Raw genomic sequence first — 23,108 nt, forward strand, 5'->3', positions numbered from 1 at the left:
GTGCCAAACCCATGCTGGCACTCGGGTCGGGCGAGTGCAACCGAACCGCCCGGGGTGTCGCCCCCCGCCGGAGCAGGGCCGGTGCCCTACAGGAGCAGCAGCACCACGAGCACGACGAGCACCACGACGACCGCCCCGACGACGATCGGCACCAGGGGGCGCGGGCCGCCAGCGGCGCGCGCGAACGAGCCGTCACGGTCGGGGGGCATCGGGTCACGCAGACGCATCGGCGGCGCGACCGACGAGCGGGTGATCGGACCGGGCGGGCCGCCGGGCGCCCCGGGTGCGGCGAACGGTCCCGAGGGCCTGGGGCCGGGCGCCGGGAAGGGACCCGACGGCGTCGCGCCGGGGGCGGGGAACGGCCCCGACGCCGGTCCCTGCGGCGGCCGCCCGGGCGGGCTCGGCGGGCCGCCGCGGGGTGGCGTGGGCGGGGCGGGCGGTGGGCCCGTCCGCCCGGCAGGCCGGGCGGTGGTGTCCCGCGGCGGCCGCACGCCGTTCGACGACGCACTGCTCGCCGCCGCACCGGTCGTCGAGGCACCCGCCGACGACCCGCTGTCCGGCGACGCCTCGACGGGGACGGCGTCCGACGGCCGATCCGCCGGTCCACCGGCACGGTCCGGCGCGGCCGGGGTGTCGGCGGCCAGGTTGTCGGCGGCCGCGGACGTCGACGGCGTGGGAACGGGCGGGACCGGCGGCACCGGCGGGACCGGACGCCCCGGCGGCGGGCCGGCATGCCGGGGCGGGGGGCGACGGGCGGGCGGGGGCCCGACGAGCGGGGCCGGCCCGGGGCCGGTGAGCGCGCCCCGGGCCGCCTCGACGACGGCGCTCGCCGTCTCGTGCCGACGGGGCCGGTCCGGATCCATCCCGCGCCGCACGACGTCGTCGATCCGCGGGTCGAGCCCGACGAGGTCGGCGACCGAGGGCACGTCGCCCGCGAGGTGTCCGTCGATCACCTCGGTGACCGACCCGAGGTAGGGCGCGCGCCCCGTCAGCGCGGTGAACAGCACGCAGGTCAGGGAGTAGACGTCGGTGCGGGCGTCGACGGGTTCGCCGCGCAGGTGCTCGGGCGCGGCGTAGGTCGGGGAGCCCAGGAAGTCGCCGCCGGAGGTGCGGTGGCCGGTGGCGCCGCGGCGGGTGAGCCCGAAGTCGGCGAGGTAGACGTGCTCGCCGGCCGACTCGCGCGTCGTGACCAGCACGTTCGCGGGCTTCACGTCCAGGTGGACGAGCCCGCGGGCGTGCACGGCGTCCAGCGCGTCGGCGACCTGCCCGAGCAGGCGCAGCGTGCGCGCGACGGTGAGCGGCCGGTTGTCGATGACGCTCGCGAGGTCCGGGCCCTCGACGTGGCGCATGGCGATGTAGAGGTGGCCGTCGGTCTCGTCGAAGTCGTAGAGCGGGACGACGTGCGCGTGGTCGACCGCCGAGGTGTTGCGGGCCTCGTCGACGAAGCGCTCGCGGAACTCGCGGTCCGCGGCCAGCGCCTCGTCGATCACCTTGAGCGCGACCCGGCGCCCCAGCCGGGTGTCGGTGGCCCGGTAGAGCACGCTCATGCCGCCGCGGCCGATGACCCCGTCCACGCGGAAGTGACCGAGCCGCTGCCCGGTCAGGTCCTGCGCGTTCCGGCCCGCCACGCGGAAACCCTAACGCCGCGGGCCCGCCGATCCGGGTCGGTTCGCGACACGGCCGCCGGCAGCACGCCACGGGCCCGGTGCGCGGCACGGCACGGCGGGCGGCACGATGCCCGCCGTGACGGGACACGGGCACGACCACGGCGACCCGGCGGCGATGCGGCCGGTCGCCGAGCACGCCGCCGCCGTCGCGGCCCTGCTCGGCCCGACGGCCGCGGAGACCGCGACGCTGGCCGACGCCCGCGGGCGGGTCCTCGCCGAGGACCTCGTCGCGCCGCACCCGCTGCCGCCGTTCGCGAACTCCGCCATGGACGGCTACGCGGTGCGCAGCGCGGACCTCGCCGCGACGCCCGTCGCCCTGCCGGTCGCCGCCGACGTCCCGGCCGGGCGCACCGACGGCCCGCCCCTGGCGCCCGGCACCGCCCACCGGATCATGACCGGCGCCGCGCTGCCCGAGGGCGCCGACGCCGTCGTGCAGGTGGAGTGGACCGACGGCGGCACCGAGCAGGTGCGCGTCGAGCAGGCCGTGGACGCCGGGCAGAACGTGCGCGGGGCCGGCGAGGACGTCACCGCCGGGCAGGTCGTGCTGACCGCCGGCACCCTGCTCGGACCGGCGCAGATCGGGCTGGCCGCGGCGATCGGGGCCGGCACGCTGCGGGTCCGCCGGCGGCCGCGGGTGCTCGTGCTCTCGACGGGCTCCGAACTGGTCGCACCGGGCGAACCCCTGCGCCACGGGCAGATCCACGAGTCGAACGGCCCCATGCTCGCGGCCGCGGTCGACGAGGCGGGCGGGCGCGGCGAGCTGCTGCGCTTCGTCCCCGACGACGTCGAGCAGTTCACCCGCACCCTCGACGACGCCCTCGCCGCCCGCGCCGACGACCCGGTCGACCTCGTCCTCACCTCCGGCGGGGTCAGTGCCGGGGCGTACGAGGTGGTCAAGGACGCGTTCACGGGCCGCGGCGTCACGTTCTCGAAGGTCGCGATGCAGCCGGGCATGCCGCAGGGCGCCGGGCACCACCGCGGGCCCACCGGCGAGGTGGCGGTGGTGACGCTGCCCGGCAACCCGGTGAGCTCGCTGGTCTCGTTCGAGGTGTTCGTCCGCCCGGTCCTGCGGGCCGCGTTCGGGCACCCGCAGCCCGAGCGGCCCCGCGTGCGGGCCCGTCTCGCCGAGGCGCTGAGCTCGCCGGCGGGCCGCCAGCAGTTCCGGCGGGGTCGGATCGACGCCGTCGCCGGCACGGTGGCGCCCGTCGGCGCCGCCGGGTCGCACCTGCTCGCGGCACTGGCCCACGCCGACTGCCTGTTCGTGGTGGACGCGCAGGTCACGCGGGTCGAGGCCGGCGAGTCCGTCGAGGTCTGGCTCCTGGACGGGTGATGCCGGTGGGGCTCGAGGGGCGCTCGATGGAGCCCCTCGTACCCCGGTCGAGCGTCCCGTCGAGCGGTCCCGTTGGACCGTTGGGGCGACTCGGACTTCCGCAGTCGCGCGACATCGGGCACCATGTGTGACAGGTGTCATGGACCGCCGCACGTGTGTCCAGGTGCCGATCCGGATGAGGACCAACCGCTTGTCGCTGGGGAGCGGACGAGCGGTTCCCGGCCGGGGTCGCCGACTCGGGGGTTGGCGGCCCCGGCCCCATCCGGGCCTTCCCACCTCGTCCCGTCGCACGCTCGGCCCGATAGGTTTCTCCTCGCGCGCCGTCGAGGAGAGGGATCCGTGCCGACGATGGTCATGTCCGACCAGTCCCCCGCCCAGCACGCCGACCGTCCGGCGGTACCCGCCGGTCCCGGCGGCACCGTGCGTCACGCCCTCGCGCTCGTCCGCGACACGATCCCCCCGCTGCACCCCGGCGGCGCCCCCGTGATCGGCGCGGTGGCCGCCGCGGCGTTCGGCGTGCGGGCCCTGCGCGGGCGCGGGACGTTCGGCGCCCTCGCGCTGACCGCCGGGGTCGCCGCGTTCTTCCGCTCGCCGCACCGCACCACGCCGCGGCGCGAGGGCATCGCCGTGGCCCCCGCGGACGGCACCGTGAGCCTCGTCGACACCGCCGAGCCGCCCGAGGACCTCGTCGCCCGCGGCCTGCCGCCGGGGCCCCGCCCGCGGGTCAGCGTCTTCCTCTCGGTGTACGACGTGCACGTCCAGCGGATCCCGGTCGACGGCCAGGTCCAGGCCGTCGAGCACAAGCCGGGCAGCTACCTCTCGGCCGACCTCCCCGCGGCGAGCGACACCAACGCCCGGACGGCGACGTGGGTGCGCAGTACCGACGGACAGGACCTCGCCGTCCTGCAGATCGCCGGGCTCGTCGCGCGCCGGATCGTCTGCGACGCCGCGCCGGGCGACGAGGTGCGCGCCGGCGACGTCTACGGCCTGATCCGCTTCGGCTCCCGGGTCGACCTCCTGCTGCCGCCGGGCAGCACGGTGCGCGTCGAGCCCGGCCAGCGCGCCGTGGGCGGGGAGACGGTGCTGGCGGACCTGCCGGCGCCGGACACGCGATGACCCCCGAGACGGTCGAGGGGCGTCGCGGTGTCCGGCTGCTGCCGAACGCCGTCACCGTCCTCGCGCTGTGCTCGGGGCTCTCCGGGGTGCAGTTCATGCTCGCGGACAACCGCGTCGCCGCCCTGGCGTGCATCGCGCTCGCGGCCGTCTTCGACGCGCTCGACGGGCGCCTGGCGCGCCTGCTCGACGCGACCAGCCGCATGGGGGCCGAGCTCGACTCGCTGTCGGACTGCGTGTCCTTCGGCGTCTCGCCCGCCCTGATCCTGTTCCTCTGGTCGCTGCACGACATCCGCATCGGCTGGGTGGTCGCGCTGGTGCTCGTGGTGTCGGCCGCGCTGCGCCTCGCCCGCTTCAACACGCTCTCCGACGACGAGGAGGCGCCGCCCTACGCGGGCGAGTTCTTCGTCGGCGTGCCCTCCCCCGCCGGGGCGCTGGTGGCCCTCGCCCCCATGGCCCTCGAGATCCAGATCGGGCCGGGGTGGTGGTCGCACCCGATCGCGATCGCCGTGTGGACCGTGATGGTCGGGACCCTGATGATCAGCCGGGTGCCGACCGCCTCGCTCAAGAGCGTCCGGGTGCCGCCGTCGCTCGTCGCGCCGCTGCTCGTCGCCGTCGCGTTCGCGGCCGCCGCGCTCGTGACGTTCCCGTTCGTCGTCTACGTCGTGGCCGTGGCGTTCTACCTGCTGCACATCCCCTACGCGGTCAACCGCTACCGCTGGCTCGGCCGCCACCCCGAGGTGTGGCACGTGCCCCCGCGCCAGCGCCGCGCCGTCCGCCGCGCCCACCGCCGCCTCGGCCTCGCGCCGCCGCGGCGCAACCTGCGCCGGCGGGTCGCCGGCGCGGCGGCCCGGGCCGGGAGCGCTGCGCGCAACATCGGCCGCGACCGGCGCGACGTCGGCCTGCCCGAACGCGATCCGTGGTCGCCCTCGGGCCCCCTGGACCGGTCGCCGGGGCGGCCCGTCGAGCGTCCCGCCCGCGCCGCGGACCGTGAGGCGGCGGGCGACCGGCGGCCCCGGCCCCGGGGGTCCCGACGTCTGGGGCTGCGCCGGAACCGGGACGAGCGCCGATGAGCGCAGCGGTCGGCCTCGACCTCTTCGCCCGGTTGGGTACGTCGGCGGGTGACTCGCGCCGCGGGGTCGTGCGCCTCCACCCCGAGGTGATCATGGCCCTCGGCCTCGAGGCGTGGGACGCGGTCCGGGTCACGGGCGTGCGCGCCACCGCCGCACTAGTCGCCCCCGCGCCCGCCCTCACGGGGAGCTCCACCGCCATCCTCGACGAGACCACGATGATCAATGCCGGTCTCGTCGACGGCGCCACGGTGCGCGTGAACGCCACATCCGTCGCCGCCGCCCGCCAGGTCGAGCTCTCCGGCTCGCGTTTGGCCGTCGGCGCGCTCCCGGCGGAGACGCTGCGCCTCGCGCTGATCGGCAAGGTCCTGCTGACCGGCGACACGCTCTCGCTGCTTCCCCAGGACCTCGCGCCCGTCCCGGGGGCAGATGCGGTCAGAGCGCGGCAGGGCCTCGCAGCTGCGCTGGGCGGCACCTGGACGACCGAGACCGTCACCGTCACGGCTGCCGACCCACCGGCCGGCGCTGACCCCGCCTCGGCGTTGATGGTCACTTCGACGACGATCGTGCGCTGGCGGAATGGGACGAGCACGGGGACAGGAGCTGCACCGGATGCCTCGGCGCGGCCCGGCTCCCGCGAGACGTCATCAGCCACGGCGGCGTCGGGCTCCGGGGCGGCATCCGGTGGGCTCTCGGTTGCGGCGTCCGAGGCCCCGGCCGCGCCGGCCCCGGTCGCCGAGATGCCGGCCGAGCCCGCCGTCGCCGTCGCCGACCTCGTCGGTCAGGCCGAGCCCGCCCGGCGCCTCGGTGAGTGGTTCGACCTCGTGTTCCAGCGCCCGGAGCTTCTCGAGCGCCTCGGCGCCGCGCCTCGGCTCGGGGTGCTGGTCAGCGGGCCCGAGGGCGCCGGCAAGACCACCCTCGTGCGGTCGGTCGCCGCCGACGAGCAGGCACGGGTCGTCCGCCTCGACGCGCCGGCCGTCGCGGCGATCGAGGCCGGCGCGGCCGCGGCACGGGTGCGGGAGGCCGTCGACGACGCGACGGCGAGCGCCCCGACGGTGCTGCTGGTGACTGACGCTGAGGCGTTGCTGCCCGCCGCCGACCCGCCGCCGCTCTCGACGCTCGTGCTCGAGGCCCTGCGCCGCGCCGCCGGGACGCCGGGCACGGCGCTGGTCGTCACCTCGTCGCGGGCGGAGGCGCTGGACCCGCGCCTGCGCGGCGCCGACCTCGTCGACCGCGAGCTGACCCTGCCCGCCCCGAGCGACCGCGACCGCGCCGAGCTGCTCCGGGTGCTGCTGCGCGGGGTGCCGCTGGCCAAGGACGTCGACCTGGCCTCGGTCGGCGCGCGGACCCCGGGCTTCGTCGCCGGCGACCTCGTCGCGCTGCGGCGGGAGGCCGCGGTGCGCGCGGCGCTGCGGGTCGGGAGGGCCGACGAGGACCCGACGCTGCAGACCGAGGACCTGCTCGGCGCGGTCTCGTCGGTGCGCCCGGCGTCGCTGTCGTCGGGGTCGCAGACGCTGTCGTCGGGCGGGCTGACACTCGACCGGGTCGGCGACATGGTCGAGACCAAGCAGGCGCTGACCGAAACGATCCTCTGGCCGCTGCGCTATCCCGACTCGTTCGCGCGGCTCGGGGTCTCACCCCCGCGGGGCGTGCTGCTCTACGGGCCGCCCGGGTGCGGGAAGACGTTCCTCGTGCGGGCGCTGGCCGGCACGGGGTCGCTGAATGTGTTCGTGGTCAAGGGCGCGGAGGTGCTCGACAAGTTCGTCGGCGAGTCCGAACGGGCCGTGCGCACGCTCTTCCGGCGCGCTGCCGCCGCGGCACCGGCGCTGGTCTTCCTGGACGAGATCGACGCGCTGGCCCCGCGCCGGGGCGGCTCGACCGACGCCGGGGTCTCCGACCGGGTCGTCGCCGCCCTGCTCACCGAGCTCGACGGCGCCGAGCCCCTGCGCGATGTGGTGGTGCTCGGCGCCACCAACCGCCCCGAGCTCATCGACCCCGCCCTGCTCCGGCCCGGTCGTCTCGAGCGTCGGGTATATGTGCCGCCGCCCGACGCCGCTGCGCGGGCCGACATCCTGCGCGCGTCTGCCCGGGACACCCCGCTCGCCGACGACGTCGACCTCGACGCGCTCGCCGAGGACCTCGACCGCTACTCCGCCGCCGACTGCGCCGCGCTCGTCCGCGAGGCGGCGCTGACGGCGATGCGGACGTCGCTGGAGTCGACCGAGGTGTCGGCGGACGACCTGGCTACGGCGCGCGAGGCCGTCAAGCCTTCACTGGACCCGCGCCAGCTCGCCGAGCTCGAGGCCTACGCCGGCGAAAACTAGGGATAGCGCCCGGGACCAGAGGTCGAGGCGCCGTCACGCCAGCGCACTGTGGTCGTCGGTGCGACGACGAGCGCAGAAAAGGGATCGGCATCGGGAGGTGCCTGAGCGGCAGTCACGGTAACGAGCTCGGTGGTCCAGGTCCCGCCCAGTGCAGCAGCAAGCTCGCGGCGCGCGCCAGCCGCATCGGCTCCCGGGACGGGTGCGACGTCCTGGGGGAGCAGCGAGAGCGTATCTCCGGGCAGCAGAACCTTGCCGATCAGAGCGGCGCGGAGAGTCTCTGGTGGAAGCGCCTTGACCGCCAAGCGGGAGCCTGCGAGCTCAACCGAGCGTGCGGCAACTACGGGCGCAGCGGAGATCCCAACCGTCGACCCGTCGACGACCCCTGCGTTGACCATGGCCGTCTCGTCCAGGATGGCCGTTCCTGGTGCCGACGGTTGCGGTGCCGGGCCTACCAACGCAACCGTCGACCGAGCGCCTGTCACCCGGATCGCGTCCCAATACTCGAGCCCGAGAGCACCGATGACCTCGGGGTGCAGGCGCGCGACACCGCGACGCGCGTCCACGACCGACGTCCCGAGACGCGCCAGGAGGTCGATACCGACAGGCGGGACTGCCGCCCGGGATACGCCGCGAGCGTCCTGGTCGCTGGCGGCCGGGCGGGCCTGTGGTGCGTCTTCCTCGAGCGGCGAGGATGACGTATCGGCATCGACGGCCGAGGTTGTCAGTGGGGCGAGAAACGTATCGGCCAGGCGTTCCATGGCCGCATCGAAGTAACCCGGAGGGAACTCGACGCCGTTCATATGCGCCAACCCGGCGATGCCCGAGGGCAGCGGTCCGTTGATGTCGAAGCGGAAACCTAACTCCATCGCCGGCACCACGTTGCGGCCGACTGAGAAAGCGTGAGCGATCTCCAGCTGCATCCAGTCGGACTCTGAACGCGCGGCGTCGAACACTGTGGCGGGTTGGAGGACGACGACGACGTGCGCTCGATCGTCGATCTCTCGCAGTACCCGTTCTCGGAAGTTACCTCGGCCGAGATGAGCGACGTCCACGAAGACGTCGTATCCGCGACCCTCGAGTGTGTTCCGGATGAGGAGCGCGAGAGGCCATGACGTCGCACGACGGTAGGAGATGAACACCCCACGAGGATTCGGCTCCACGCCCATCGCGCCCCCACGCCACTACCCGTGCGCCCCGCAGCCGCGGGCGACAGCCAGGACGATATCGAGTCGGTCCCGTGACTCGCCCCCTGACCAAACGACGGAGAGCGCTACCGCCCGTCCTGGCCCCAGTTGTTCGTCGCGATGACGATGATGCCGGGCGAGGCGTTCTGGATGCCCGGGAAGCGGGGCATGACGCGCAGGCCGAACTCGTTGCCGATCGCGTCGGCGGCGCCCTGCTCGCCGGTGCCCGGCTCGAAGTAGACGGTGCTCTGGGGGATCACGCCGCTCGGGTAGTTGCCCACCTCGACGACGTTCCAGCCCTCGGAGCGCATCTCGGCGGCCGCGCGGTCGGCGAGCCCCTGGATCGTCGAGTTGTTGAAGACCCGCACCGGGGTCGCGGTGTTCACGCCACCGCCACCGCCACCCGAGCCGCCGCCCGAGCCACCGGCGCCGACGCCGGCACCACCCGCGCCACCGCCGCCGGGCACGATCGGCGCGCCCACCGCGGGGCCGCCGCCGGGAGCGCCACCGACACCGGGAGCGCCACCGACGCCCGGCGCGCCACCGACACCGGGAGCACCGCCGACGCCCGGGACACCACCGACGCCGGGCTGACCGGGCTGCCCCGGCTGTCCGGGCTGACCTGTCCCGCCCGGTACGCCCGCCTGGTTCGGACCGGCGGGCGGCTGCTCGCCGGGAGGGACGTTGCCGGTCGCCCCGGGGAGCGGCGCCGCCGGGCTCGCGGGCGCGGCCGTTGGGCTCGAGGGCCCCTCACCCCCGAGAGCGAGCAGGCCGACCACGGCGGCGACACCGGCGATGGCGAGCAGGACGATGCCCGCGATACGCATGCGCGAGGCGTCGGCGGACCCGGGCCCAGTCATCTCCTGCTCCCCTCAGCGGACCGTCGTCCGCTTCCCTGCTCGCTCGGCGGAATGCCGCGTCAGGGAGTCAGGAGACCATCAACGGGGCTCCACACCGAGGCGACGCGCCGCACGGGCCCGCTGCCGGCTCTGTCGCAGGCGCCTCAGGCGTTTCACGAGCATCGGGTCGGCCGCGAGGGCCTCGGGACGATCGACCAGTGCGTTGAGCACCTGGTAGTACCGCGTGGCGGACATGTCGAAGAGCTCGCGGATCGCCTGCTCCTTGGCGCCCGCGTACTTCCACCACTGACGCTCGAACGCGAGGATCTCGCGGTCGCGACGGTCGAGCCCGTCCGACGGCTCGTCCTGCGGGGGATGCACCCGGACCGCGTCCGCCACGCTTCTCGCCTCCTGCCCACCACGGCGTCCCGCTGAGCTCGAATGACACGCCTGTCATTCGGGCTCCTCCATTCAATCACGGCGCCCCGACACCGCGGGGCTCCACGCGTGGGAAGGCGGCGAGCGGCGGGCACTACGGTGCCCGCCGTGACCGTTCGGCCCGTCGTCATCGTCGGTGACCCCGTGCTCCACCGGCCGACCCGGCCCGTGAGGCCCGAGGAGTACGGCGGGGACGCGCTGCGAGCCCTCGTCGACGACCTCTACGAGACGATGGACGCCGCCAACGGCGTCGGCCTCGCCGCCAACCAGATCGGCGACGACCGCCGCGTCTTCGTCTTCGACTGCCCGGACCCCGAGCAGGACGGCGAGCGCCGGCGGGGCGTCGTCGTGAACCCCGTCCTGTCCGCCGACCCGCCGCCCGGGACGATGCCCGACCCCGACGACGACGAGGAGGGCTGCCTCTCGGTGCCGGGCGAGGCCTTCCCGACGGGGCGCGCCGAGTGGGCCGAGGTGCGCGGCGTCGACGTCGAGGGCACGGAGGTCGTCGTCACCGGGACCGGCTACCTCGCCCGCTGCCTGCAGCACGAGACCGACCACCTCGACGGCTACCTCTACCTCGACCGCCTCGTCGGTAGGCACCGCCGCGCCGCCACGCGCGCCGTGCGCGACCACGGCTGGGGCGTGCCGGGGCACTCGTGGATGCCGGGCGTCGACCCGGACCCCTTCGGGCACTGAGACGGCCCGAGCCGCCCTCGATCAACGCGGACTTCGCGCGCCTAGAAGCAGCGAACAGCACGTTCGCTGCAACGACCGCTGCCACGTCCGCCGACAGCGGACACGCCGACCCGGACGCCTGCAACGGTGTAAGCACGAGAGGTATGGACGAGCTCGACGCCTACTCCCGCACCGTGAGCACCGTCGCGGCCGCGGTGGGGCCCTCGGTCGCGGCGGTGCAGGCCGGCCGGGGCAGCGGGTCGGCGGTGGTCGTCGAGGGTGGTGCCGGCGGCGGCGTCCTGGTGACCAACGCCCACGTCGTCGGCGGGCACCGCGACGGCACGGTGGCGTACGCCGACGGCACGGAGGGCCGGGTCACCGTCCGCGGCACCGACCCGCTCTCCGACCTCGCCGTCCTCACGACCCGCGACCCCACCCCGCCGGCGATCGAGCTGGGCGACGCGGCCGGGCTGGTCGTCGGACAGCTCGTGGTGGCGGTCGGCAACCCGCTGGGGCTCGCCGGTTCGGTCACCGCGGGCGTGGTGAGCGGCCTCGGGCGGGCGCTGCCGGTGCGCAGCGGGCGGGCGAGCCGGGTCGTCGAGGACGTCATCCAGACCGACGCCGCGCTCAACCCCGGCAACTCCGGCGGGGCGCTCGCGGACGCGTCGGGACGCGTGGTCGGGATCAACACCGCCGTCGCGGGCGTCGGGCTCGGCCTGGCCGTGCCGATCACGGCGACGACGCGGCGCATCCTCGACTCGCTGCGCGCCGACGGGCGCGTGCGGCGCGGCTACCTCGGGCTCGTCGGGGCGCCGGCCCCGCTGCCGGCCGCCGTGGCGACGAGGCTCGGCCGCGCGCAGGGGCTGCGGGTGGCCGAGGTCGTGCCCGGCAGCCCGGCCGCGCGGGCCGGCCTGCACGCCGGGGACCTCGTGGTCTCGGCCGACCGCGAGCCGGTCAGCGACGCCCAGGGGCTGCAGCGCCGGCTGTTCGCGACGTCGATCGGGCGGACGATGCCGGTGACGGTGCTGCGCGGCGACGCCATGGTCGACGTCCTCGCCGTGCCGTCCGAGCTGACGGACCACTGAGACCTCGCTCACCGGGCCGGGTGACGCTGCCGACCGCCGGAGGAACGACCTACCCTCGGCCGATGGGGGTACGCGAGCCTGCGGATGCGGGATGACCGTCGAGATCGGGGTCCTGGGCCCGCTGCACGCCGCCGTCGACGGCACGCCGGTGGAGCTGGGCGGGCCGGCCCGGCGCGCGGTGCTCGCCCGGCTGGCCGTGGCGGGCGGGGAGGTCGTCCCCGCCGACCGGCTCGTCGACGACCTCGCGGGCGGCCGACCGGGCCCGAACGCCCAGGCGTCGCTGCAGGTGCACATCTCGCACCTGCGCCGCGTCCTGGAACCCCGGCGTGCCCCACGCGCCCCGTCGCAGGTGCTGGTCACCGCCGCGCCCGGTTACGCGCTACGCCTGGCGCAGCCCGATCTCGTCGACGCGCGGCGCCTGGCCGCCCTCGTCGACCGCGCCCGCGGCGAGGGACCGGCCCGGGCCGCCGACCTGCTGCGGGAGGCCCTCGACGTCCCGCGCGGCCCGGCCTACGCCGAGTTCGCCGACGAGCCCTGGGCGCACGCCGAGGCAGCCCGGCTCGACGAGCTGGTCCTCTCCGCCCGCGAACGCCTCGCCGCCGCGGAGCTCGCCCTGGGCCGGCACGCCGACGTCGTCCCGCTGCTCGACGGCCACGTCCACGCCCACCCCCTGCGCGAGGAGGGCGTCCGGCTGCTCGCGACCGCGCTGCACCGGGGCGGGCGCTCCCCCGAGGCCCTCGAGCTCCTGCGCCGCACCCGTGACCACCTGCGCGAGGAGCTCGGCCTCGACCCCGGCCCGGCCCTCGCGCGGCTGGAGACGACGGTGCTCGCGGCCCCGGCGCCGTCCCGCGAGGTCGTGCCCGAGCCCCTCGGCCGCGACGACGAGCTCGCCCGCTGCGACGCCGCGGCGGCGCGCGTCGCGGCCGGCGCGGTGGAGCTGGTGCTCGTCGCCGGCGAGGCGGGCTCGGGCAAGACGACCCTCGTCGACGCCGTCGCCACCCGCCGCGCCCGGGCGGGCTGGGCCGTCGCCCGCGGACGCTGTCCCGAGGTCGACGGCGCCCCGTCGGCCTGGCCGTGGACGGAGGTGCTGCGGGACCTGGGTGTCGGTGACACCGACGACACCGCCACCCCGTTCGTCCGCGGTCGCGCCGTGCTCGACGCCCTCGGGAGCCGCACCCCGGTCCTGGTCACCCTCGACGACCTGCACCGCGCCGACGACGAGACCCTGCGCCTGCTGCGCATGGTCGCGACCGAGGCGGGGTCGGGGCTGCTCGTCGTCGGCACCCACCGCACCGAGGAGGACACCGCCGCCCTGGACGCCACGTGGGCGGCGCTGGCGTCGGTCGTCACCGACCGTCTGGACCTCGCGGGGCTCGCCCCCGACGCCGTCGGCGCCCTGCTCGCCCGGCACGGGCTGCGGGCCGACGCCGCCACCGCGTCCGCCGTGGCCGACCGCACCGGCGGCAACCCGCTCTTCGTCCGCGAGGTGGCCCGGCTGGCGGCGACGGCGCCGGGCGAGGGCCGCGCGGTGCCCGCCGGGGTGCGCGACGTCCTGCGCCGGCGCCTGCGCGACCTGCCCGGCCGCTCGCGCGCGGTGCTGGCCCACGTGGCGCTGCTCGGCCGGTCCGCCGACGTCGACCTCGTGCTCGCCGTGGAGGCCGCCGTGGCCGGCCGGACCGTCGCCGAGGTCGAGGAGGAGGTCCTCGACGGGCTCGAGGCGGCCGTCGCCGCGGGCGTGCTCGGCGAGGACGACGGGGCGCGGGCGGTGCGCTTCGCCCACGACCTGTGGCGCGAGGTCGTCGCCGACGAGGTGCCGCGCCTGCGCCGGGCCCGTCGCCACGCGCGCATCCTCGACGTCCTGGAGGCGGGGATCGCCGGACCCGCGACCCCGGCCGCGCTCGCCCACCACGCCCTCGCCGCCGGCGACCGCGTCGCCCCCGAGCGGGTGCTCGCCCACGTCGGCGCGGCCACCGACGCCGCGATGGCGCGCGGGGCCTTCCGGGCGGCGGTCACGCTGTGCCGGGGCGCGCTCGCCGTCCCCGGGCCCGCGACGCCGGCGGTCGTGGGCCTGCGGTGCGCGCTCGTCACCGCGCTGGCCGCGTCCGGCGCCGGGGAGCACGCCCACGCCGAGCGCGACCTCGCCGTCGACGCGGCCCGCGCCACCGGCGACCCGGAGCTCGTCGCCCGGGCGCTGACCAGCCTCGACGCGCCGATGCCCTGGCCCGTGCGCGGCACCGGCGGGCGGATGGCGCCGCTGCTGGCCGAGCTGCTGGACCTCGACCGTGCGGACGGATGGGCTCCCGACGACGACCTGCGCACCCGCCTGCTGCTCGCGTCCTCCCGCGAGGTCGAGTTCCTCGAGCCGGTGCGGGCGGCCGCGCTCGCCGAGGAGGCCCTGACGCGGGCCCGGGCGTCGGGCCACACCCGGCTGCTGTGCACCGCGCTGAACACGGTCTTCCTCGTCAACTCCCAGCCGGAGCACTGGGACCGCATCGAGCCGCTCGGCCGCGAGATGCTCGACGCCGCGACCGCCGGCGGGCACACCGACCACCGCGCCGAGGCCCACCACGTGCTGTTCTGCGCGGCGGTGGTCCGCGACGACCTGACCGCCGCCCGCCGGCACGCCGACGCCGCGCTCGCCGCCGCCACCGACGGGCAGCTCGAGATGACGCTCGCCTTCGTCGGGCTGCACGACGCGATGGTGGCGCTGACCGCCGGCCGTGACGAGCTCGCCGAGCGCACCTACGACGAGGAGGGACGCCGCCTCGCCGTCGCCGGGGTGCCGCACGCGACGGTGCTCGTCGAGGTCGCCCGGTTCACGCTCTCGCTCGCCCGCGGGGACGTCGGCGCCTGCGTGACGCACCTGCGCGAGATCGACGCCGCGTTCCCCCGCTACGTCCACGACCTGCTCGCCCTCGCGCTGCTCGACGCCGGGCGCGAGGAGGAGGCGCGGGCGCTGTGGTCGCAGCGGCTGCCGGTGCCGCGCGACTGGAGCTGGGGCGGCCTGCTCACCGTGCAGGGTCTCGTGGCCGCGCGGATGGGCGACCGCGAGCGGGCCGCGGAGGCGTTCGCCGCGCTCGCGCCGTTCGCCGGCCGGTGGGGTCTCTCGGTCACCGGGATCCTCGCGTTCGCCCCCATCGACCTGGTGCTGGCGCGGCTCGCCCGGGTCCTGGGGCACGGCGACGACGCCGTCGCGGCGCACCTGGCGCGCGCCGTCGCCGTCGTCGGTGACGAGGGGCCGTGGCGTGAGCAGGTCGACGCGGAGCGCGAGTTGCTGTCCGAGCGGGCGCGCGGTTAGGTTCCGCGCCGATCTCGATCGCGCGGGAGCCCGGACCGACGGGCTGAGAGGGCAGTGGCGCTGCCGACCGCTGGACCAGCCGGGTCATGCCGGCGTGGGAGGACCCCTCGTGGACTCGCCGGACTCGCCGCCCGTCGCCCTGGCCATCGCGGGCACCGATTCCGGCGGCGGCGCCGGGCTCACTGCCGACGTCCGGGCCTTCACCGCCTGCGGTGTGCACGGCGCGGTGGCGGTCGCCGCGGTCACCGTGCAGAACTCCGTCGGCGTCTCCGGGTACCACCCGATCCCGCCCGAGGTCGTCGCCGACCAGATCCGCACCGTCGCGGGCGACATGGGCGTGGACGCGGCCAAGACGGGGATGCTCGCCTCGACCGAGATCATCGCCGCGGTCGTGGAGGCCGGCGACGAGGTCGGGCTCGGGACGCGCGTGCCGTTCGTCGTCGACCCCGTCGCGGCGTCGATGCACGGGCACCCGCTGCTGGCGCCCGACGCCCTGGACGCGGTGCGCACGCTGCTGATCCCGCGGGCCACCCTCGTCACGCCCAACCTCGACGAGGTGCGGCTGCTCGTCGGGGTCGACGTCGTCGACGACGACACCGCGCGGCAGGCGGCCCGCGCGCTGCTCGACCTCGGGGCGGGCGCCGCGCTGGTCAAGGGCGGGCACCTGACGGGGTCACCGGACGTCGTGGACCTGCTCGTCACCGCCGACGGGACCGAGCACCGCCTCACGTCGCCGCGGCGGTCCACGGAGCACACGCACGGCGGCGGCGACTCGCTGGCGTCGTCGATCACCGCGGGGCTGGCCCGCGGGATGGCGCTGGTGGACGCCGTCGCGCTCGGCAAGGCCTACATCACGCGCGCGGTCGACCACGCCTACCCGCTCGGCGCCGGCCACGGCCCCGTGTCGTCGCTGTGGTCGGTGGCGCCGTGGGAACCCATGTGAGCGAACTTCGGTGCTATAGCACCGAAGTTCGCTCACATAGGGGCTGACGCGATGATGACGCCCATGGCCGAGACCCCGCCGCGCGCGCTGACGATCGCCGGTTCCGACTCGGGCGGCGCCGCCGGGCTGGAGGCCGACCTGCGGGCGATGACCGCCTGCGGCGTGCACGGGTGCGTCGCCGTCACCGCGGTCACGGTGCAGAACTCGCTCGGCGTCTCCGGGGTCCACCTCGTCCCGCCGGAGACGGTCGCCGCGCAGGTGCGGGCCGTCGTCACCGACATCGGCGTCGGGGCCGCGAAGACGGGGATGCTCGCGTCGCGACCGATCATCGACGCGGTCGCCGACGTCGTCGACGAGGTCGGGATCGGGCGCGACGAGGACGTGACCCCGTTCGTCGTCGACCCCGTCGCGGCGTCCATGGCCGGCGAGCCCCTGCTCGCCGAGGACGCGATGGAGGCCATCCGCACGCGGCTGTTCCCCCGCGCGGCGCTCGCGACGCCGAACCTCGACGAGGTCCGCCTGCTCGCCGGCGTCACCGTCACCGACGCCGCCACCGCCCGCGAGGCCGCGGCGGCCCTGCACGCCATGGGGCCGCGGTACGTGCTGGTCAAGGGCGGGCACCTGCGCGGGTCGCCGGAGGTGATCGACCTGCTCTTCGACGGCGAGCAGACCTGGGAGTTCTCCGGCCCCCGCATCGACACCCCGCACGTCCACGGCGCGGGCGACGCCCTGGCCAGCGCGACCTGCGCCGCGCTGGCCCGGGGCGCCTCGATGCCCGACGCCGTCGCGTCCGCCGAGCGCTTCATCCGGCGCGCCGTCGCCGAGTCCTACCCCCTCGGCGCCGGCGTCGGCCCGGTCTCACCGCTGTGGGCCGTGGACGCCCACCGCTAGAGGGTCGCCTCCCCGAACACCAGCTTCTCGGCGCGGCGCAGGCGCCAGCGGGTGACGGGCAGCAGCACCATGAGCACCGGCCCGGCGGCGCGGCGCAGGTGCGCCAGCTGCTCGGGGTCCGCGGCCGCGGCGACGCGCGGCAGCACGAACGGCATGTCGCCCCCGCGGTCACGGACGGCGGCCTCGACGGCGTGCCAGTCGTCCTGCGGGACGTGGGCGAGGATGATCGGGAAGACCTCGCGCTCCTCCTCGGCGATGTGCTCGGCGAGCAGGTCGGCGAGGGCGCCCAGGTGCTGGGCCAGCGCCCGGGCGGCGGGGTGACCGGGCAGGGCGTCGGCGGGGACCTGCGCGACGTCGTCCGCGGCGCGGCGCACCTCGACCAGCAGCGGGTCGAGGGCGGCGTGGTCGTCGGTGAGGGCGGCGAGATCCACCCGGTCGCCCGCCCGGCGTTCGAGCACGGGCCACAGCACGTCGTCCTCGGCCTCGTGATGGTGATGGATCTCGGCGGCCAGGCGCCCGATCCATCGCGCGAGCGCTGCTCCGCGGGCCCGGTCGACGCGTTCGGCGCCGGTGACGATGCGCGCGGCGAGGGCCGCGAGCCGGCGGCTGTCGGCGCACATCGCGCGGTGGCCGAGGGTGATGCCGAGGAGGTCGTTGCGGAGGGTGGGCGTCGCGGTGGTCATGGGGGTGCTCCGTTCGTGGGGTCGGGGGTCGGGGGTCGGGACGGGGACGTGCGGGACGACGTGCGGGTCAGCTGCCGAAGACCGACCGCTCGCGGCGGCGAAGGCCGCGGCGCGCCAGCGCGCCCGTGAGGCCCCGCCCGCCGAGGGCGCCCTCGACGGCGGCGACCTCGTCGGGGCCGGCGGCCGCGCGGGCCCGGGCGGCGGTGAACGCCGGGTCCGGGGCGCCCGCGTGCAGGAGGCGGGTGGCGCGCCGCCAGTCCTCGCGGGGCACGCGCGCCAGCACCTCGTCCAGCTCGCGCTCGGCGTCGCGCCGGTGCTCGTCGAGCAGGTCGGCCAGCTCGCCCAGGAGGCGGGCGAGGCGACGGAGGCGCGCGAAGTCCTCGGCGCTGGCGACCGCGATCGGGCGCAGCTGCACCGCGTCGACGGCACCGCGCGTGCCCCGGCGCACCTCGCCGAGCAGGCCGCGCAGGGCGACGTGGTCGTCGCGCAGCCCGGACAGGTCGAGGGTGCGCCCGGCGTGGCGCTCCAGCACCGGCCAGAGCAGGGCCTCCTCGGCCTCGTGCCGGTGACGGATCTCCTCGCTGACGCGCTCGACCCAGTCACCGAGGGCCCACGCGCGCCGCTCGCCGAGGGGCACCGTGCCCCCCGCGATCCCGTCGGCGAGGCGGGCCAGGCGGCGCACGTCGGCGAGCGTCGCGCGGTCCGCGGCGCGCAGCGGGGCGAGGTCGCCCGGGGAGACGGAATCGGTGGCGGGCGCGGTCGGGGCGGTCGGGGCGGTGGTCACGCCGGGCTCCTGAGGATCACGTGCTGCTCGTCGGATGCCCGGAACGGTGACACTCACCGCTTGTCGTCGACTTGCCGTCGACTTGTCGTTCGCTCACCCGAGAGGGTGAGCAATCCTCACCCTCCGTCGTCGGGGCCGAGCTCGCGCACCGGCGCCCCGTCGGCCCAGGCCCGGATGTCCTCGACGGCGTCGCGGTAGAAGACCTCGTACGTGCCCTCGGTGACGTAGCCGAGGTGGGGGGTGAGCACCGTGTGCGGGGCGGTGCGCAGGGGCGAGTCCACCGACAGCGGCTCGGTCCCGAAGACGTCCAGCCCCGCGCCGCCGATCGTCCCCGCGTGCAGCGCCTCGACGAGGGCGTCCTCGTCCACGATCGGGCCGCGGGAGGTGTTGACCAGCAGGGCGGTCGGCTTCATCCGCGCCAGCTCGTCACGCCCGATCAGGCCGGTGGTCCGCTCGGAGAGCTTGAGGTGGATCGTCACGACGTCCGAGGTCGCGAGCAGCTCGTCCTGGGTGACGGGCGTGACGCCGTGCGCGCGCGCCTCGTCGGGGTCCAGGTGCTCCGACCAGGCGACGACGTCCATGCCGAGCGCGAGCCCGACCGTGGCGACCGGTGCACCGAGCCCGCCGAGCCCGACGACGCCGAGTCGCCGGCCGGCCAGGTCGCGGCCGACCGTGTGCTGCCAGCGGCCCTCGCGCACCGCGCGGTCCTCGGCCGGGATGTGGCGGGCCAGCGCGTGGATGAGCCCCCAGGTCATCTCGACGGTGGGGGTGGACGGGCTGACCCCGCCGGTGCCGGACACCGTGACCCCGCGCTCCCGGGCGGCCGCCACGTCGATCGCGACGTTCGCCGGGCCCGTCGTCACCAGCAGGGCCAGCTCCGGCAGGCGGGCGAGGACCTCGGCCGGGAAGGCGGTGCGCTCGCGCATGGCCACGACGACGTCGAACGGGGCGAGCGCGGCGACGACGTCGTCGGGACCCCCGAGGTGCTCGGCGAAGAAGGTGACCTCGGCGTCGAGGGACCCCCAGTCGGCGTAGGTGGCCGCGACCTGCTGGTAGTCGTCGAGCACGGCGATCCGTCGGGGCTTCGGCACGGGCCGGGTGTGCCCTCACCGACCGGGGGGCACACACCCGCCGTGTCCGCTGACGCCGACCCGGCGCCCGTCCTGCGCCCGACCCGGGCCGGCTGGCCCGTCTACGCCGAGCGCCCCCGGCGGCGCACCCGCCAGTTCCTCGCGGACGTCGCGGTGCTCGTGTGGGTGGCGGTCGTCGTGTCGCTGGCGTTGCTGCTCCACGACGCGGTGCTGACGCTGCAGGAGCCGGGCCGACAGCTCGGCGCAGCCGGCACCCGGGTGCGCGACACGTTCGCCGGCGCCGCCGACACCGCGTCCGGCGTCCCCTTCGTCGGGGACGACCTCGCGCGCGCCCTGTCGGGCGGCACCGACGCCGGGCAGAGCATCGTCGCCGCCGGCGACCAGGAGATCGCCGCGATCGAGGCCCTGGCCTCCGGGCTGTCGTGGACCGCGGCGCTCCTGGCGATCGTCCCCGTCGTCGCCGTGTGGCTCTGGCTGCGCCTGCGCTGGATGATCGCCGCGCGGGCGGTGCTGGCCCTGCGCGACGGGCTGCGCGGCCGGGTGGGGGACGCCGACCTCCTCGCCCTGCGCGCCCTGGTCCAGGCCTCGCCGCGCCGGCTCGCGCGCGTGCCCGACGCGGCGGCGGGCTGGCGTCGCGGCGACCCCCACGTGCTCTCCCGGCTGGCGGAACTGGAGCTCGCACGGCTCGGGCTGCGGGCCCCGACCCTCGTCCGCGCACCGGTCGGAGGCGTACCGTCCGGGGCTCAACCGGACGAATGGGACGGCGCCGCCGAGGCACCCCCAGGACCCGTCCCCGGGGTCGACCCCGACGAACGGTGGGGTGACACACCCCCACCACCGGGTCCATCGGGCACTCGAACGTCCTAGCCTCGGCCCCCGAGCGGCGTCGTCGTGCGCGGGGAGGGCAGAGTGGACACGGTGGTGGACCGTTCACGACTGGCCGCGTGGCGGTCACGGGTCGTGGGCTGGGCGGCGCGCCGGTACCTCGCGTGGCGCAGCCGGCGGGGCCTGGACCCGGTCACGTTGCTGCCCGACCACGCTCTGATGCCGTTGCGGCGCGACGGCCTCGACCCGGTGCCGGGGCTGCGGGAGGCGCGCGAGGACAACCCCGTGCGGCACTTCCCGCTGCCCTTCGGGGTGACGGCCTGGCTGGTCACCGGCCACGAGGAGGCGCGCGCCGTGCTCGGGCGCACCCGCGGGCTGTCGAACGACTTCGGGCACCTCGTCGGGCAGGCCGGCGTCAAGGAGGGGCAGAACCCCGGCGGGCTGGGCTTCACCGACCCCCCGGAGCACACCCGGCTGCGGCGCCTGCTGACCCCGGAGTTCACGTCACGGCGGCTGGCCCGTCTCGGCCCGCGGATCACCGAGATCGTCGACGGCCGCCTCGACGCCATGGCCGAGCTGGCCGCGGCGGGCGAGCCGGTCGACCTCGTCCGCGACTTCGCGACGCCCATCCCCTCGTTGACGATCTGCGAGCTGCTCGGCATCCCCTACGACGAGCGCGACGAGTTCCAGGCGCTCTCCACCGCCCGGTTCGACCTGTTCGGCGGGGCCGGCGCGGTGTTCGACAACATCTCGGGGTCGCTGCAGTACCTGCGCGGCGTCGTCGAGCGCCAGCGCGTCGAGCCCGGCGAGGGCCTGCTCGGCCAGCTGATCCGCGACCACGGCGACGAGCTCGACACCGACGAGCTCGCCGAGCTCGCCGACGGCCTGCTCACCGGCGGCCTGGAGACCTCGGCGTCGATGCTCGCCCTCGGCGCGATGGTGCTGCTGCGCGACCCCGACAGCTTCGCCCTCGTGCGCGACGAGCCGGGCGCCGTGCACGGGTTCGTCGAGGAGCTGCTGCGCTACCTGTCGGTCGTGCAGATTGCGTTCCCGCGCTTCGCGACCGAGGACATGACCCTCGGCGGCGTCGCGATCAGCAAGGGCGACGGGCTGCTCGTGTCCCTGTCGGCCGCCGACCGCGACCCGCGCCTGGTCAGCGACCCCGAGCGCTTCGACCCCCGCCGCCCGCCGACGCCGCACCTGGCCTTCGGGCACGGCATCCACCGGTGCATCGGGGCCGAGCTCGCCCGCATGGAGCTGCGCACGGCCTACCCGGCCCTGCTGCGCCGCTTCCCGCACCTGTCGCTGGCCCCGGACGCCGGGACCCTGGACGACCAGCCCTTCCGCCGGACGTCGATCGTGTACGGCGTCGACGCGCTCCCGGTCGTCCTGGGCTGACCCCGGGAGCCACGGGGTGTGTCAGCCTGGCGGCCACCTGCTGACGATTCGGGACAGCACGCCGATAGGGTCAGGAAATCCGCCACGATCATGAGTTCGGTCCACCGGCCGTGGGTAGGAGCGCCGGTGTGACGGAACGCCAGGTGTCCCGCTCCATCGAGATCGACGCGCCGCCGACGGCCGTGTTCGCGCTCCTCGCCGACCCGCGCCGCCACCCCGACTTCGACGGCTCGGGCACGGTCGAGTCGTCGATCTCCGGCCCGTCGCGGCTCTCCCTGGGCTCGACGTTCGGCGTCGGCATGCGGATCAAGCTGCCCTACCGGATCTCCAACACCGTCGTCGAGTTCGAGGAGGACAAGCGCATCGCCTGGCGGCACTTCAACCGCCACCGCTGGCGCTACGAGCTCGAGCCGACCGCGAACGGCGGCACCACGGTCACGGAGACGTTCGACTGGTCGACCGCGCTCGTCCCCTTCCTCCTCGACCGCAGCGGCTTCCCGGCCGCCAACGCGCGGGGCATCGAGAAGACGCTGCCGCGGCTCAAGGCGCTGGCCGAAGGGCGCTGACGCATCGAGCGGGCGGATTTCCTGACGTTGAACGTCAGGCTGACCCACCCCGTGCGTCGCGCGTGGACCGTCGGCGTGTCGCGGAAGTGAGCGTGTGGCGTTTCTGACGCCCAGTGTCTGCGGTGGCCCACCGCTGACACGGGCGCTAGTCCACGTGGGGGCTGGAGGCCTGGGCCCAGTGGCGGCGGGGGATGCGGCCGGCGCCGTGGGCCAGGCGGCCCGCCTCCACGCCCAGGCGCATGGCCGTCGCCATCGCCTCCGGGTCCGAGGCGCGGGTGACGGCCGTCGCCAGCAGCACCGCGTCGCAGCCCAGCTCCATCGCCTGCGCGGCCTCGGACGCCGTGCCGATCCCCGCGTCGAGCACCACGGGCACCGGGGACGCGGCGGTGATCATCTCGATGTTGTGCGGGTTGCGGATGCCCAGCCCCGTGCCGATCGGCGCGCCCAGCGGCATCACCGCCGCGCAGCCCGCGTCCGCGAGCTTCGCCGCGAGCACCGGGTCGTCGTTCGTGTACGGCAGCACGGTGAAGCCGTCGTCGACGAGCTGCTCGGCGGCGTCGAGGAGCTCGATCGGGTCGGGCAGCAGCGTGCGGTCATCGAAGACGACCTCGAGCTTCACGAGGTCCGTCGACAGCGCCTCGCGCGCCATCCGGGCGGTGTGCACGGCCTCGGCGGCGGTGCGGCACCCCGCGGTGTTGGGCAGCGCCTCGATGCCGAGGCGCTCGAGCAGCGCCAGCACGCCCGGCCCGCCGCCGGCGTCGAGGCGACGCATCGCCACCGTGGTCAGTTCGGTGCCCGACGCGACGAGCGCGCGCTCCAACACGGCCAGCCCGGACGCGCCCCCGGTGCCCATGATCAGGCGCGAGCCGAACTTGCGGCCACCGATCACCAGCGGATCCATGGA

The 23,108-nt window shown here is 76.3% G+C and carries 20 protein-coding genes; 12 read left to right on the plus strand and 8 right to left on the minus strand.

Annotated features, from left to right (window positions below):
- Positions 1-86: 86 nt before the first annotated feature.
- Positions 87-1,628, minus strand: coding sequence for a serine/threonine-protein kinase (locus tag WCD41_RS26965; protein ID WP_337718333.1), 1,542 nt, complete (start codon positions 1,626-1,628; stop codon positions 87-89).
- A gap of 154 nt (positions 1,629-1,782) precedes the next feature.
- Between WCD41_RS26965 and moeA the strand changes: the two genes are divergently transcribed.
- From moeA to WCD41_RS26985, 4 genes are all read left to right on the plus strand, one after another.
- On the plus strand, positions 1,783-2,997 hold the full coding sequence (moeA, locus tag WCD41_RS26970; RefSeq protein WP_337718374.1) for a molybdopterin molybdotransferase MoeA: 1,215 nt from the start codon (positions 1,783-1,785) through the stop codon (positions 2,995-2,997).
- Between the two features lie 348 nt (positions 2,998-3,345).
- On the plus strand, positions 3,346-4,113 hold the full coding sequence (locus WCD41_RS26975; RefSeq protein ID WP_337718375.1) for a phosphatidylserine decarboxylase: 768 nt from the start codon (positions 3,346-3,348) through the stop codon (positions 4,111-4,113).
- Complete coding sequence (gene pssA / locus WCD41_RS26980) at positions 4,110-5,183, plus strand: CDP-diacylglycerol--serine O-phosphatidyltransferase (protein ID WP_337718334.1); 1,074 nt, start codon at positions 4,110-4,112, stop codon at positions 5,181-5,183. The genes WCD41_RS26975 and pssA overlap by 4 nt, the downstream gene beginning before the upstream one ends.
- Positions 5,180-7,504 carry an AAA family ATPase gene (locus WCD41_RS26985; protein WP_337718335.1) on the plus strand — a complete coding sequence of 775 codons (2,325 nt, stop codon included), beginning with the start codon at positions 5,180-5,182 and terminating at the stop codon, positions 7,502-7,504. Before pssA ends, WCD41_RS26985 begins: the two co-directional genes overlap by 4 nt.
- On the opposite strand, the gene WCD41_RS26990 is transcribed toward WCD41_RS26985, so the two are convergent.
- The 3 genes from WCD41_RS26990 to napA form a co-directional block, all read right to left on the minus strand.
- Positions 7,501-8,643 carry a TIR domain-containing protein gene (locus WCD41_RS26990; RefSeq protein ID WP_337718336.1) on the minus strand — a complete coding sequence of 381 codons (1,143 nt, stop codon included), beginning with the start codon at positions 8,641-8,643 and terminating at the stop codon, positions 7,501-7,503. The two genes, WCD41_RS26985 and WCD41_RS26990, sit on opposite strands and share 4 nt — an antisense overlap.
- 131 nt (positions 8,644-8,774) lie before the next feature.
- Entirely contained in the window at positions 8,775-9,548 is a 774-nt protein-coding gene (locus tag WCD41_RS26995) for a LytR C-terminal domain-containing protein (RefSeq protein WP_337718337.1), read from the minus strand.
- A 78-nt stretch (positions 9,549-9,626) separates the two neighbouring features.
- Positions 9,627-9,926, minus strand: a complete 300-nt coding sequence (gene napA / locus WCD41_RS27000; RefSeq protein WP_116707140.1) for a nucleoid-associated protein NapA — start codon at positions 9,924-9,926, stop codon at positions 9,627-9,629.
- 147 nt (positions 9,927-10,073) lie between these two features.
- Between napA and WCD41_RS27005 the strand changes: the two genes are divergently transcribed.
- From WCD41_RS27005 to thiD (WCD41_RS27025), 5 genes are all read left to right on the plus strand, one after another.
- Complete coding sequence (locus WCD41_RS27005) at positions 10,074-10,661, plus strand: peptide deformylase (protein ID WP_337718338.1); 588 nt, start codon at positions 10,074-10,076, stop codon at positions 10,659-10,661.
- Between the two features lie 143 nt (positions 10,662-10,804).
- The gene (locus tag WCD41_RS27010; protein WP_337718339.1) at positions 10,805-11,725 is read left to right on the plus strand and encodes a S1C family serine protease; all 921 of its coding nucleotides are present in this window, start codon (positions 10,805-10,807) and stop codon (positions 11,723-11,725) included.
- A 91-nt stretch (positions 11,726-11,816) separates the two neighbouring features.
- Positions 11,817-15,023 (plus strand): ATP-binding protein, encoded by a 3,207-nt coding sequence (locus WCD41_RS27015; RefSeq protein ID WP_337718340.1) that lies wholly within the window; start codon positions 11,817-11,819, stop codon positions 15,021-15,023.
- A 109-nt stretch (positions 15,024-15,132) separates the two neighbouring features.
- Positions 15,133-15,966, plus strand: a complete 834-nt coding sequence (gene thiD / locus WCD41_RS27020; RefSeq protein ID WP_337718341.1) for a bifunctional hydroxymethylpyrimidine kinase/phosphomethylpyrimidine kinase — start codon at positions 15,133-15,135, stop codon at positions 15,964-15,966.
- Between the two features lie 63 nt (positions 15,967-16,029).
- Complete coding sequence (gene thiD / locus WCD41_RS27025) at positions 16,030-16,857, plus strand: bifunctional hydroxymethylpyrimidine kinase/phosphomethylpyrimidine kinase (protein ID WP_337718342.1); 828 nt, start codon at positions 16,030-16,032, stop codon at positions 16,855-16,857.
- Here thiD (WCD41_RS27025) and WCD41_RS27030 read toward each other — a convergent pair.
- The 3 genes from WCD41_RS27030 to WCD41_RS27040 form a co-directional block, all read right to left on the minus strand.
- Positions 16,854-17,540, minus strand: coding sequence for a hemerythrin domain-containing protein (locus WCD41_RS27030; protein WP_337718343.1), 687 nt, complete (start codon positions 17,538-17,540; stop codon positions 16,854-16,856). The genes thiD (WCD41_RS27025) and WCD41_RS27030 overlap by 4 nt on opposite strands.
- A 67-nt stretch (positions 17,541-17,607) precedes the next feature.
- Positions 17,608-18,324: a hemerythrin domain-containing protein gene (locus tag WCD41_RS27035; protein WP_337718344.1), complete on the minus strand. Its 717-nt coding sequence runs from the start codon at positions 18,322-18,324 to the stop codon at positions 17,608-17,610.
- Between the two features lie 116 nt (positions 18,325-18,440).
- Positions 18,441-19,415: a D-2-hydroxyacid dehydrogenase family protein gene (locus tag WCD41_RS27040; protein WP_337718345.1), complete on the minus strand. Its 975-nt coding sequence runs from the start codon at positions 19,413-19,415 to the stop codon at positions 18,441-18,443.
- 42 nt (positions 19,416-19,457) lie between these two features.
- On the opposite strand from WCD41_RS27040, the gene WCD41_RS27045 reads away from it, so the two are divergent.
- The 3 genes from WCD41_RS27045 (at position 19,458) to WCD41_RS27055 (ending at position 22,204) form a co-directional block, all read left to right on the plus strand.
- Positions 19,458-20,282 carry a hypothetical protein gene (locus WCD41_RS27045; protein WP_337718346.1) on the plus strand — a complete coding sequence of 275 codons (825 nt, stop codon included), beginning with the start codon at positions 19,458-19,460 and terminating at the stop codon, positions 20,280-20,282.
- Positions 20,283-20,351: 69 nt separating this feature from the next.
- Complete coding sequence (locus WCD41_RS27050; protein ID WP_337718376.1) at positions 20,352-21,638, plus strand: cytochrome P450; 1,287 nt, start codon at positions 20,352-20,354, stop codon at positions 21,636-21,638.
- A gap of 128 nt (positions 21,639-21,766) precedes the next feature.
- On the plus strand, positions 21,767-22,204 hold the full coding sequence (locus tag WCD41_RS27055) for an SRPBCC family protein (RefSeq protein WP_337718347.1): 438 nt from the start codon (positions 21,767-21,769) through the stop codon (positions 22,202-22,204).
- A 145-nt stretch (positions 22,205-22,349) separates the two neighbouring features.
- On the opposite strand, the gene WCD41_RS27060 is transcribed toward WCD41_RS27055, so the two are convergent.
- Positions 22,350-23,105 carry a thiazole synthase gene (locus WCD41_RS27060; protein ID WP_337718348.1) on the minus strand — a complete coding sequence of 252 codons (756 nt, stop codon included), beginning with the start codon at positions 23,103-23,105 and terminating at the stop codon, positions 22,350-22,352.
- Positions 23,106-23,108 lie beyond the last annotated feature (3 nt).

Source organism: Actinomycetospora aeridis (assembly GCF_037400275.1).
Taxonomy (GTDB): domain Bacteria; phylum Actinomycetota; class Actinomycetes; order Mycobacteriales; family Pseudonocardiaceae; genus Actinomycetospora; species Actinomycetospora aeridis.